8 protein-coding genes are annotated in these 13,337 nt (G+C 47.0%); all 8 read left to right on the top strand.

Annotated features, from left to right (window positions below):
- Nucleotides 1–445 precede the first annotated feature (445 nt).
- The 8 genes from E5331_RS06095 (at nucleotide 446) to E5331_RS06060 (ending at nucleotide 13,301) form a co-directional block, all read left to right on the top strand.
- Nucleotides 446–2,293, top strand: coding sequence for an LVIVD repeat-containing protein (locus E5331_RS06095; protein ID WP_123482581.1), 1,848 nt, complete (start codon nucleotides 446–448; stop codon nucleotides 2,291–2,293).
- A 147-nt stretch (nucleotides 2,294–2,440) separates the two neighbouring features.
- Nucleotides 2,441–3,886 (top strand): fimbrillin family protein, encoded by a 1,446-nt coding sequence (locus E5331_RS06090; protein ID WP_135984251.1) that lies wholly within the window; start codon nucleotides 2,441–2,443, stop codon nucleotides 3,884–3,886.
- Between the two features lie 98 nt (nucleotides 3,887–3,984).
- Entirely contained in the window at nucleotides 3,985–5,808 is a 1,824-nt protein-coding gene (locus tag E5331_RS06085) for a hypothetical protein (protein WP_123483782.1), read from the top strand.
- Nucleotides 5,809–5,833: 25 nt separating this feature from the next.
- Nucleotides 5,834–7,810, top strand: a complete 1,977-nt coding sequence (locus tag E5331_RS06080) for a fimbrillin family protein (protein ID WP_123483781.1) — start codon at nucleotides 5,834–5,836, stop codon at nucleotides 7,808–7,810.
- A 121-nt stretch (nucleotides 7,811–7,931) separates the two neighbouring features.
- Entirely contained in the window at nucleotides 7,932–9,302 is a 1,371-nt protein-coding gene (locus E5331_RS06075; protein ID WP_123483780.1) for a hypothetical protein, read from the top strand.
- Nucleotides 9,303–9,321: 19 nt separating this feature from the next.
- Entirely contained in the window at nucleotides 9,322–10,554 is a 1,233-nt protein-coding gene (locus E5331_RS06070) for an HlyD family secretion protein (RefSeq protein ID WP_135984249.1), read from the top strand.
- Nucleotides 10,526–11,971: a TackOD1 domain-containing metal-binding protein gene (locus E5331_RS06065; RefSeq protein WP_123483778.1), complete on the top strand. Its 1,446-nt coding sequence runs from the start codon at nucleotides 10,526–10,528 to the stop codon at nucleotides 11,969–11,971. The genes E5331_RS06070 and E5331_RS06065 overlap by 29 nt, the downstream gene beginning before the upstream one ends.
- A gap of 10 nt (nucleotides 11,972–11,981) precedes the next feature.
- Nucleotides 11,982–13,301, top strand: a complete 1,320-nt coding sequence (locus E5331_RS06060) for a glycosyltransferase family 2 protein (RefSeq protein WP_123483777.1) — start codon at nucleotides 11,982–11,984, stop codon at nucleotides 13,299–13,301.
- Nucleotides 13,302–13,337 lie beyond the last annotated feature (36 nt).

Below are 13,337 nucleotides of genomic sequence, written 5' to 3'. Positions count from 1 at the left end.
TAAATTTTGTTTATAAAAACATTGGATTGTGAAAAATTTTAATTAACTTTGGCGCAGAGAAAAGATATCTTTTTTTGAGACATACGCCTGAAAGGGTTATGATTCTCACGTGTCACTCATTTGCTTACGTAAAAAAAGAGATCTACAACCTTTAATTTACACGTTTACCGTACTGTAAGAACCGGCGTTATGATAATATCTGCCTTACATACTGACTCATTCGCCAGATTGATTGGGAAAAAGGAGGTTTTGAAAAATACCCCCCCCCCGATTATAATGCGCTTATAATCAGCAATTTAGTTTATTATTAGATATATCCTGCAATCATTAGGTTGCGGGACGTTGCCGTTTATGCCTACATCAAGGATAACCGTGAAAGGTAAAGCAATTGTAAAATATTCCATTGCAGAGAATTGATAAAACAACACAACAAATTATATAACGTATGAATAAACATTATTTTCTACCGGTAGCATTATCCGCATTGGTGCTTGGGGCTTGCTCTAACGAAGATCTCCCCGGCAATCCGAATATGCCGGAAAAGCAGAACACTGTATTGCTCAAGTCGCTTGATGTAGCATCTCAGGCAGGACGTATCACTGTGAATAACCCAACCCGTGGACCGAAAGCCGAACGCCTTCAGCTCGTGGCAAAGATTGCCCCTGTTGAAACCTCGGATGCCGCCCAAAAGAATTGGTCTGCCACTGCCATTGCCGTAGATGGAGGTAAGGCCTATATCACATGGCATTCCAATCATCAGGCTACCACGGCTGCCACCGCATGGGGCGGCGCGATTGATGAGATCAACATCCCCGTAGCTGAAAGCGACCAATGGGCTTTTGCCAACATCATGGTCAATGAAGAGCTTAAATTCAACCACGTTATCGTAAACGCCTCCAACCTCTATCTTGCATCCACCAGCTCAAAGAACGGCGCAGTGGTAGGTCGTCTTCCTATCGGAGCCGGAGAGTTGGAATATATCAATATTCCCGGATCTTCAGCCAATGCAGTGGCTGCCGATGGTGCCGACATCGTGGCAGTGTCAGGCTATAGCGGTGCTGCTGTCCGTTTCCCGTCAGCATTCACGGCTGAGACAGAACCGACTGTAATCGTAGCTGAGGCTATCGACTTCGGTGGCAAATATATTGACGGCGGTTATATCCTCCGTACAGATGACGCTGCAGCGGAGCTCCTTCCTGTGGCAGGCGGTCAGGGTGTCGCACTTGATGCCGCGCTCGTATCTAATGAGAAATCTGCTGAGTCTTATAATCCCACCACCGGGGAATGGACAACAGTGGAGGGTGACGGCGCGAAGCATTATGGCAAGCACACTATGGCAGTCAGCGGCGGCTACGTCTACGTGGCAGCCGGTCATAACGGTCTCCGTTCCTACGCTGTAGGTTCCGGCACAGCGGCATGGTCAAATGAGACTTACACTACAGCCGTATATGCCGATGACCAGTACGTATATGCAGCCACCGGTGCCGGTCTCCGCGTATATGAGAAGAAAGAGTCCGGTAATCTCGAACTGTTTGCCTACGAGGTAAAGGAGTATGACAATGCCGGCAACGCAGGCACAACCGAGGCAGGCACGGAGGGTCATTCCGCCAACTTCATCGCCATTGCCAACGGCTATATCTTCGTGGCATACGGACAGAGCGGCGTCTACGTATTCAAGCTCAATCCGCAGGGTTCCGAGCAGCCTGAACCTCCGGTAGAGGAGAAGGTTACACTTACTCTCAATATCCCGGCTATCGAATCTAAGCAGGATAAGGAAGTTGAGAAGGGAGAGAATGCAGAGTTCACTATCCCGGAGACTACACCGGAAGCACCGGAAGGTAAGGAATTTGCAGGATGGTCAAAGACTGAAGGTGGCGAGACTCCGGATTATCAGCCCGGTCAGCCTATCACTGTGACCCCGGAGAATCCCGATGTGACTCTTTATCCCGTCTGGACAGACAAAGTTGTGGAATATGAGTATGTGCTGTCATTTGATATTGAGTCAGACATTCCTGAAATGGGTATGACAGGTGTGGCTCCGGAATCCAAGAATGTGAAGAGTACAGAGGAGTCTGTTGAGATTACACTTCCCGGTAAGGATGGTTTTGACAGAGAGGGCTTTGATTTCAAAGGTTGGTGTGAGGTTTCTACTGCCTATCAGGAGGTTTCAACTAAAGTATATACAGAATCTTACACAATGACCAAAGATAAACTTAACGTTACGCTTTATCCGGTCTGGACAATCAAGCAGACAGTTACCCCGGCACCTCCTGTAGGTGGTGATGATCTCTGATTTGGGATAATCCAAGCAAACAGGATATAGTTTGCAAGCAACTGAAAACATTCTCCTTAAATAGAAGTGAGGGTGGATTCCCGATACCTCTATTAAGGAGAATGTTTTTTACATCTGATACCATTTACTTTTTTACACTTGAATATTATGAATTATAAATCAATATTGGCATGTGCTTTTGCAGGCATGGCACTTACTGCTTGTAACTCTGACGAAAATTCCATGCAGCCGACAGAATCCGGCGAGACAGTTCACATGACAGTCACAGTTTCCAGAGAGACAATACAGTCAACCCGTACAGAATTTGAAGAGAATGCCGAGGGAGGTCTTAATTGTGTGTGGAGTGGGAATGACAAACTTTATGTCACTGATGATAAAGGATTCAACAAAGGGGTTCTTACGGTGGCAGAACTTAAAGACAATGGGGCAAATGCCGTGTTTGAGGGTAATATTTCCGGAATTGTAGGTAATAAAGCCACTCTCAATTACTATTATTTGGGTACAGCTTCCGAATCCCTTGTTGTTGATGATACTAAAGTCTATACAGCAGACTATTCCGTTCAGGATGGCAAGTTTGAATCACTTCCTCAGAAGGATATATTGTCGGCGACAGCGGAGGTGATCATCAGCAATGGAAAATCGTATGTTGCTGATATGACGCTTGCCCGTCGTATATCTTTCGCCCGTTTCAATCTGAAATTTGCCGAAGATATGAATGTTAATCCGAATTTTAAGGTTACTATTTCCGGTAAAGGTCTTAATAATGTTGCAAAGATTGATACCAAGGATTGTAGCGCAACCTACAATGCAGGAGAAGTGGTGATGGAGAATGTGTCTGCGACAGAAGATATATATATGGTGCTTCTTCCTAACACATTGGAAAGTGGCTTTGATTTGAAATTTGTAGTGGAAGATGGAGAGAATACTTATGAGGGTATCTGTCCTGTAGGTAAAAAGATAACTCAGGCAAAATATTATCGTAAGTCGCTTGACGGTGGCAAGTTCGGAGGTCTTGAGGTGCCGATGTCGTATGCAAATGAATATACTCTCCGTTATCATGCAAACTTTGACGGTGCAGATCCGGCATATATTGATGACGTGAAGCATCAGGCAGCTCCTGTTGAATTTGTTTACAAAACTTATGAAGAAACAGGTCTTCCTGTTAGGGACGGTTATGAATTCAACGGATGGGCTGGAAGTGAAGATGCTGAATCGGGAGATGAACCGGGAGCAACTCTTACTATGTATGAATTTATGAATAACAAGGTAAATGACGTGTATGCCATTTGGAATAAGATCTTCAACTATTCCGTTGAGTTTGATATAACAGGAGCAGATGCAGGTCAGAACGCTCCTGAGACACTGACTTATTCGGGTACTGAAACGGAGCATAACTTCACACTTCCTAATCAGACTATCAACAGAGATGGCTTCGAGTTTAAGGGATGGAGTGAGACCCCGAATGCTTCGGATAATGCCATTACCGGCAGCATCATTGTCAAATCAGATAAACCCCAGATAACACTATATCCGGTATGGGTTCTTAAGAAATCCGTGATTGAAGTTCCCGGTGCAGGTGGAGATGAACTCTGATTCAAACGTTTTGGCAGGATATTTTATTCAGAAAAGATAAAATAAAAAAAGGGAAACAGGGGATCCCCTCTTTCCCACCAATACTTTAGATATCGGTCATGAACAAATATTTAAAATATACATTGGCAGTCTCTATTGGGGCATCAAGCCTTTTTTCATGTAGTTCGGATGAAACGATTGTAGAATCATCCGGTTCCGGAAAAAGTGTGCAGATGACAGTCGTTGCCTCCAGAGAAGATAATGGGCTGACGCGTACTGAACTATCGGAGAATGCCGGGAATCTGGATTGTGTATGGACATTGAATGATCAGTTGCTCGTGACCGATGTCAACGGTAATCGCAAGGGTGTCCTTACTGCTACTTCCATAAGCGAAGATAAGACTAAGGCTACATTCACCGGAGAATTGCATGGGTTACAGAACGGTGCAGTTACTTTCAATTACTACTATTTCGGTAATAAGGTAAATGCGGAAGAGGTAGGATCTGATGGAAGCTATATCGCTGACTTTTCCCGACAGGATGGTTCGTTTGGTTCGTTGTCAGATAAAGATTTACTTACTACTCAGAAGGAGATTACGATTGGTGGTGGGTCATCTTACGTGGCAGACCTGACACTTGTGCGTCGTGTCTCTTTTGCTCATTTCAAACTTGCGTTTGCAGATGATGTCGCATTGGCAGAGAATGCAGAGATAGTCATTTCCGGAGACGGACTAAATAATATGGCTACGGTCAGTCTTACCAGTCCTGATGCAGTATATGCTCATGGAAATGTAGTCGTGTCTCCTGCTTCGTCAGATATTTATATGGTGCTTCTTCCTAATGAAATTGAAGAGGGCTTCAGACTTAATTTCAGTGTAGAATCTGATGGCAAGACATATAAGGGAACCTTCCCTGTTGCTAAGGCGATAGCCAAAGGGAAATATTATCGTAAGGATAATAAAGATGGCACTTACTCCGCTCTGACTGTCAACATGAGCGGCGAAGACGGTTCGGATGATTCGATGGATGATGGTGATGTTGTGGGTCCAGTATTTGAGGTGAATGGCAAGAAATTCCGTTTCACACGTGCCAACCTGCAGTATAATACCAAGACATCTACCTACTCTATCCCGGAGAAACAGACTGAATATATATGTGCGTCTGGTCGTAGGGTAGGAGCAAGCACGGTAACGGGGAATCCTGAGATTATCGGACTTTTCCGTTGGGGTGCAACCGGAATAGATGATAACGTGTGGCAACCACAACCTGCCGATTTTTGGAAAGTCAATTCATGGGATAGTTCTAATTCAACGGTTAGTGATAATCTTCCAAGCCAGAATTCTTCTGTGAATAGAACTCTTACGACAAATTCAACGTTGTGTCCGAATGGAGAAGCTCAAGATACTCCTTTTGACTGGGGTGTGGCATATACTGCCCAGCAAGGGACCGGACATTATTTTACTCTTACATCAACAGAACTTAAATATGTCATAAATAATTGGTTTGCGGCATGTTGTACGGTTGATGGAGTGGAGGGAGCCATTATCCTTCCGTTCACCACGCTTAATGAGGCAAAAGAGGCAATAACGGCAGTCGGAGGGAAATATAATGCTCTCTATAAGCTTAATGATCATTATACTAATAGAACTCAGTTCGGATATGATCGTATGACTCTTGATTACGAGCAGTTGACAAAATTGAACGGTGTTTTCTTTCCGGCATCAGGTATGGGTAATCCAAATACAGGGTCTGTATCAAAACCGGCTGCCACAGATTACCAAGGCAACTGTTATTACTGGACATCTTCACCATCCACTACACCCAATGCTATTATATGGTATGTGAATGGAGGTAAGACTCAAAGTAGTAGGGAGTACCATGTCTATGGTATGGGTAAATGTTTTGGAGCGAGTGTCCGACTGGTGAAGGAAGTGACAGAGTGAAAACCTAACATTAAAATTTTATATTATGAATATATTCTATAAATCATCATTAGCACTTGTGTTGGTGGCAACAGGATTGACATCCTGCTCCAACGAGGAGATTCCGGCTACTATGGATGCCGGACAGTCTGTGCACATGACGGTGACTGTATCCCGTGAAAATATGGGACAGACCCGTACGGAGTTTAGTGAGAACAATGGTAATCTTGATTGCCGATGGAATAAAGATGATATCCTTATTGTAACTGATGAGAATGGTATAAATAAGGGAAATCTTACGGTTAAGGAGCTTAAGGATGGCGGTGTGAATGCTGTCTTTGATGGCGAGATTAAAGGAATAGTAGGAAATAAGGCTAAACTTAACTATTATTATATCGGCACGAAGGCGGAATATAAGACTGATGAGAATAGGGTCTATACGGCTGACTATTCTGTTCAGGATGGTAATTTTACGTCTCTTCCGGAGAAGGATCTTCTTTCAGCAACAGCTGAGATTGTTATAAGTGGCGGTCAGTCTTTTGTAGATAATATGGAACTTTCGCGTCGTATCTCGTTTGCTCATTTCAATCTTCAGTTTGCTGATGGCACTACGCTTTCTTCTAATGCGACTGTTACTGTTTCCGGAGAGGGTCTGAATAATGCAATTTCAATCGACACTAAGAATCGTGAAGCATCTTATACGGCAGGAATCGTGACAATCACGCCTGCGGTTGCTGATCTCTACATGGTTCTTCTTCCGAGTACAAAGGGTTTTGATCTGACATTCACGGTAACGGATGGTGATAAGACGTATAATGGCACTTGTAAGGTCAATAATCCCATTGGTGAGGGTAAGTACTATCGTAAAACACTCACTGACGGTACATTTGCTGGTCTGCCCGTGGAAATGATTAAAAATGAAGAACAGCCTAATAACCCTGGTAACACTGGAAGTTGGGGTGGAGAGGATCTCCCTCCTGCTTGGCATCGTGAAAATATATCATTAATTTCAAAAGCCGATGGTTGGACATTGAATGTTAGCACAAAATTTGCTGAGTCTTATGGCGGTTTTGGTTATTATGTTGGCTACGATCATAATGGAATTGTTAATGGTATGCTTACTTCTAAAAACAATAACCGTATCGATAGTTCAGCAATATTCTATCAGTGGGGACGTTGGCTTGGTTTCCCATGGTGTGCTAACTGGATTTATTTGATACCTACAGGTGATGGAGAGATATATTCACCAGACGGGAATATTTATACAGAAATGCTACCGCTTGGTGTAAATTATGGTGAAATTAAAATTGGTTATTCTTGGTGGAATAGTGGAAGTGGTGCTTATGTAAGTGCTTATATGGGTGCTAATGATACTTGGACAAAGAAAAGAGCAATTGATTGTTCAATTTGTTATGGTTTAGGTAATAAGCTTACACACATGGATTACGTCTTTGATAATGAAGTGTGCACGTGGGAAGAAAGGGGAGGTAATCCTGCTCCAGATGGTTATGCGGTCCCAACCGTAGCTCAGTTGAAAGCTCTTATTCCGAATGATGGTCAGATCGTTTCAAATTCAGTACAATATAAGACAATTGAAGGGATACGGTATGCCATGAAATGGTCAATATTTATAGATTCAGAAGGAGAACTTCCTGGGGTAGAAATCCGCTCGTTTGCTACAACAGAAACAAATGTAACGGCAAGTGATTCAAGATTTGCATCGGCTAATCCTGTGAAGTTAATTACTTATGGATACTTGTCACAAGAAGGAGATCTTATGAACGAAGGGTCACGAGGATATTTTTGGTCATGTGAATCTGGGGTTAATGATATTGATGGTACGAAAGGAAATGGTGGTAAAGCATTATATGTTTATGTTAATGGAAATACTATTCAGATGGGAATTAAAGTACTTCCAAGAACATTTGCTGCCAATGTATATTTGATTAAATGTGAAAATAAGAAATCTGATTCCATTAAACCTTGGTTCCCATTGACAGGAGTAGGCACTCCTCATTGGTGATAATAATCCTAAGAATATTTCTGGATGTTGAGATAGAGTGGAGGGGGCGACCCCTCCACTTATACCCATTAAATGTTTGAGGATTCTCAAACTTTATCTAAATAACCAAAAACGAATTGAAATGATAAGAAAGCGGTTAGTAAGTGTCGCTCTGTTTGCATGCGGAGTTGTGGTCGGGATGACGGCGATTGCAGGAAATGGCAGCCGGTTCATTTCTCGCTTCGACACGACGTTTGCCGCACTTGATTCCCTAATTTTCCGCACGTCTGTCGCGGCTGACCCCTCCGACGGTGCGTTTGATGGATTCGGATACCGTGCGACAACCCCCATCTCTCCGCAACTCGATGAAGCTCTCTCCCGTAATACTGAGGCCAAGATCCTCGAAGGTAACAGTAAGACCGGTCTACAACTTACAGGTCAGGCTTATTGGAGACCTACAAATTCTTTCGGACTCGATGATGAAACAGGCGAGTCAAGATACCGTGCTAAGTTCCAGGCTGAGCTGAGATGGTATATCCTGCAGAGCCGCCTACTCGGTGCCGACGGGCGTCGGAAAGTGGCGTGGCTACAGGAGGATATACAGCGCGCAACTTATGAGAAGGAGCGCACGGATCTTAATGATTTCCGGATAAAGGAGATGCTCGCTCAGCATTACGACAGCCTTACTTCCGGAGTGCTTCAGCATCGTGTCAATACCCTGCGCCTTCTTGATGAGGCGCAGAATTATCTGCTTGCTTCGGAGAACATCAGCAGCGATGAACTCGTGCGCACGCTTGATGACCGCATGGAGGCTGAACGTAAACTTGCCGGGATTCCCGGCACATATCCCCCCGCCAAGTCGCTGGCGGATTTTGACGGGACATGGGTCACAATCGACTCCGCCGCTTTCCTGAAGCATGTGGAGGCAACCCAGTCCGACATGAAGATTCTTCAGCTGCGTGTCCGTCTGCTCGAGGAGCAGGAGAGGAATGTCAGCTATTGGCAGACCGTAAATCTCGCCCCTTTCATCAGATATTCCTACTACGACCGCCGACATCTCCCCAACTCCTCAAATCTCGACCTCGGCGTGACGTTCACCATACCTATCTCCGGGGAGACATCGCGAAAGAAACAGACCTTGCGCACAGAGCGTGCCGTGCTTGATGCCGAACAGGATAGACTTAGCCGCCGTGTGGTGGATAAAGTCAGTCTGATTATTGCTGAAATCGACCGACTCAACCGCGCTTCCGCAGGGGAGGGACGACGGGTCAGTGAGTTGAAAGGCTATCTCGCCATGCGCACGAAAGCCTACGCCAAAGGGCTTGGCGAGTACAACCGTCTTGCCCGCGCACGTGAGTATATCATGTATGTGGCATGCCTTGAGAGGATGATTGAATATCAGTATCGCCGCGATTGTCTCGTGGCAGATCTGCAGGCTCTTCTCCCCGATGAATCAGTGCTAAGATTCTGCGCCATACAGCCCCTGAGAGACAGAATAAACCAATTACCATAACGTCAAAATTTCCGGAATCGTGAAAAACTTCACCTACCGCTCATTTGAAGAGAAAGAAAACATAGAGACGATTCTCAAACGCCGCAAGCGCAAACTCAACCGACAGCAGATACTGTCGGGGTGCATACTCGGCGTTATTCTCGTGACCCTCGCTTTATATATAGGGCATCATCTGTATTACACGGAGCTTGACGGCTACGTGCATGTGGATGCCAACAAGGTGCGTACCCCCTTCGACATTTATCTCGACAGCGTATACGTTCATACCGGGGATTTCGTCGAGCCGGGCGATACCCTCTATTCCTACTATATGCTCGACATGCTCGTGGATAATGCCAATCCCAACGAGGAGCCGGCTATGATAGCAGTCGGCAGAAATTATACTCTCCAGCACACCATCGCCGTGCAGGAGATCGAGGTGATGAAGGTGCGCATCGAGGAGCTGCGGAAGCAGATCCTTGCCGAAGATCACAACATCTCGTTCGGGCTGAGCGACAATTCCCATAAGCTCGACCTGCAGCGTCAGCTTCGCGAGGCGGAGGCAAAGCTCCGAGCCCTGCAGGGGGAATTGGATGCGCTGCGACGTTCGCAGCCGGAGGCAAGGGTGCTGTATGGCGGCAATTCCCGTTTCCGCAACGACAGCACGCTCGTGCCGCAGATATATGACGATGCCCGTTCGGCATATATGAGGAGGGCAATATCCTACCGTCTTGCCAGCGACTCGTCGCTAATCACCGACGTGAAGGCTCCTGTCCACATGATATTCTTCAAGGAGGAAGAGATTCTGTCGAAACAGCATCTCAACCTGGAGGCAAACAATCTGAAGGTGGTGGCTTACGTGCCCATCAACAAGATGCACCGTATCAACAATAACTCGCGTGCGGAGGTGGTCGTCAACGACGACGTGAAATTCACTGCCTCGGTGTCGGTGCTCGGCACGCGCACCGAGATGATACCGGAGAATCTGCGCAGCTATTTCTCGAAGAAGAATACGGCGGTAATCGCCATACTTACACTTGACCCGGGGCAGACGGTGCCTCTATGGAGCCTCGCGTCAGGCATACCCGTCACGGTGAGGGTGAAGAATTATAATGCCGAGAAGCAGGATTGCGGCAAACCGGATTATCTGTGGTTTACGACAGGACGGGGAACGTCTGCCGACAGCATTCGCAGCCCGCAGGAGACAACACTAATGCAACAATCTTCAAAAACGTCTACTGAAAATGACACAACGCCAAGAGACTCAATATAATCGCGAGGCTCCATACAGCATCGTGACCAACCGTAACCAGCGGCGTATACTGGTGATCAATGATGTGGTCAACGTAGACCACACTCCCGAAATCCATTTCGAGGATTTCGATGCGATATTCATCAACGTGATCGACAGCATAATGGACAGGGTGATGCTTGCCATACGCCTGGCATCCCCGCTGCAGTCGGAGAAATGTCGGTTTAAGCCGTGCTACGTGACGCGTCGTCTCACCGGATGGCTCGGTAAGGCGCAGGTGATAATCGACGGATACGCCACGTCGCCCGATGATAATTCCATGGCACGCGGCATAGAGGATATATATGCCAACATGAGGAGGCAGAATTTCCTGTTGGGCACCGACCCTGTGGTGACTCATGCCGAGGAGGTGGTGCGTCTGTGCCGCTTCGCGATATCACGCGGAAAATATACGTTCTCCTCCCAGCCCACGCCGGGATTGAGCGAGGGGTATATGGCCCTGTACTACTACACCCTATGGTTTGCCGGACAGCAGACCATACAGGCAGAGGAGCGCGATTTCTTCCATAACCAACTGTTGCGCCTCGGCTACATACGGCGAAACCGCTTCATCGACCGTATCCACGTATGCCCGATATGTAATAGCAGCCACCTTCTTTTCTTCGAGACGTGTCCCCACTGCGGGAGTTCCGACGTGCATGAGGAGCCGGTGCTGCATCATTTCCGATGTGCCAATGTGTCGCCGGAATACACGTATAAGGCAGACGGAGAACTGGTATGCCCAAAGTGTAAGCGTGTGCTTAGGCATATCGGTGTGGATTATGACCGTCCGTCGTCGGTATATACCTGCCGTCAGTGTGAGCAGACATTCATGTATCCCGACATGCGCGCTCTATGCACCAACAACCGCCGGTCGTGGAAGCCGGATGAGCTGCGTCCGGTAGATGTGGAGGAGTATGAGTTCACTCCGGAGGGCATAAAGGCATTTGCCAACAACGAGGTGCGCCGCACGCTGAGCCACGTGGGATTTTACGGCTATTCCTCAATGACGGATTTCGTGTCGTATCTGCGCCAGTTTTCCCGTCCGGGAGAACTGACCGACTCAATGATCATCGTAGGGCGGTTCTATATTTTTGATCCCGCGATGGACGACGTGATAGGCGACGACATGACGCCTCCGCTGGTGCATGCCATGAAACGCTTCTTCAACTATAAGCAGGCGATATGGGGCAATAATTATTATTTCCTATGCCGTGTAGCCGATGGGGAAGTGGCGAAAGGTTTGAGCGACATGGAGTTTGAGATAAAGGAGCAACTCCGCGACTATCTGGAGATGCATCCCGGATTCCAGTTTGAGATGATCGACACCTACACCTACCATCCGGGCGATGACATCGATGCCTTTATCCATCGGATAGAGGAGGATAGGGCAATCTAAGAGATTTTTTATGGATTACGCATTTGGAATAATTGACGGTATAATAGCCTGCTTCACGGCGAATCTGTCGTGGGATTATCTTGCCACGACATATTGGTTTCTGATTTTCGTGGAGTTTCCGCGCTATTATCTTACTGATATAGTGGCGGCAGTGCGTTATGGCGTCACGTGGCGGAGTCGCCGCAGACGTGAGGCGATAGCACGTCGTCAGCTATTTGTGGAGCGTCCGCTTGTCACGATTCTCGCGCCCGGAAAGAATGAGGGGGAGAACCTTTACCGACTCTTGGAGTCGTTGCGGGAGCAGACGTATGACAATTTTGAGGTTATAATCGTGGATGACGGGTCGGATGATGCCACGCCGCTTATATGTGCCGATCTTCAGAAAGCCGGGATGATAAAGCATTATTTCCGGATGAATGAACGCGGAGGAAAGGCATCGGCAGCCAACTACGGGTTGGAACATGCGTCTGGTAAATATCTGGTGCATATCGATTCCGACAGTTCGCTCGACCGCGATGCAATAGAGCAGATCCTTATACCCTTCTATATGGATCGCGACGTCAGAGGGGTCGGCGGATGCATCAAGGTGAGGAATATCGACGACTCTATGTGCACGTCGATGCAGGCTCTCGAATATCTCCGCACGATACAAATCGGACGAATGGCTACGGATATGCTCGGCATCTTCCACATTATCTCGGGTGCGTTCGGAGCCTTCGAGACTGACACCATCCGCCAGATCGGGGGATGGGATATAGGTCCGGGACTTGACGGCGACCTCACGCAGAAGCTGCGTAAGGCGGGCTATAAGGTGACGTTTGCCAACAAGGCGGTGTGTCTCACCAACGTGCCGGTGAAATGGAGCAAGCTGTTCATGCAGCGTCTGCGCTGGTCGAAGTCCCTGATACGTTTCCGTGTGCGCAAGCATCGCGATATATTGTGGAGCGACCGCAATTTCTCCTTCCTCAACATGGCGTCGAATCTTGACTGTATCATTTATGACTGTATCTTCAATTATATCTGGGTGTTCTATATCATCACGCTTGTGCTCAGCAATGTTGATCGCATCGCTGATGTGATGCTTGTCGGCTGGCTGATACGCCTGTCGTTCTCAATAATGGCGTTTGTGGTGATGCAGTGTGTGTCGGAGCGCACACATCAGGAGAGGCGTCTGGGAGCATTGCTTCTGTTCCACTCCATCTATATGGGATATTTCCTTAGGGTGGCGCGTCTTATCGGGCACACTGTGGAACTCTTCTTCTATTCCTCCTATCATGATAACTGGAATCCGAGAAAGACATCCATGGTGGCGCAGGAGGAGGGTTTATGAGCGGGAGAGTTTAATGTTTTGTAAAAAAAGAGAAAG

This window comes from Lepagella muris, from assembly GCF_004793975.1.
Classification (GTDB): Bacteria; Bacteroidota; Bacteroidia; order Bacteroidales; family Muribaculaceae; genus Lepagella; species Lepagella muris.
This window is presented reverse-complemented; position numbering and strand designations above follow the sequence as displayed.

Bases quoted from the DNA above. Each gene is read 5' to 3' on its own strand.
- E5331_RS06095 (WP_123482581.1), top strand. From the start codon at position 446: ATGAATAAACATTATTTTCTACCGGTAGCATTATCCGCATTGGTGCTT.
- E5331_RS06090 (WP_135984251.1), top strand. From the start codon at position 2,441: ATGAATTATAAATCAATATTGGCATGTGCTTTTGCAGGCATGGCACTT.
- E5331_RS06085 (WP_123483782.1), top strand. From the start codon at position 3,985: ATGAACAAATATTTAAAATATACATTGGCAGTCTCTATTGGGGCATCA.
- E5331_RS06080 (WP_123483781.1), top strand. From the start codon at position 5,834: ATGAATATATTCTATAAATCATCATTAGCACTTGTGTTGGTGGCAACA.
- E5331_RS06075 (WP_123483780.1), top strand. From the start codon at position 7,932: ATGATAAGAAAGCGGTTAGTAAGTGTCGCTCTGTTTGCATGCGGAGTT.
- E5331_RS06065 (WP_123483778.1), top strand. From the start codon at position 10,526: ATGACACAACGCCAAGAGACTCAATATAATCGCGAGGCTCCATACAGC.
- E5331_RS06060 (WP_123483777.1), top strand. From the start codon at position 11,982: ATGGATTACGCATTTGGAATAATTGACGGTATAATAGCCTGCTTCACG.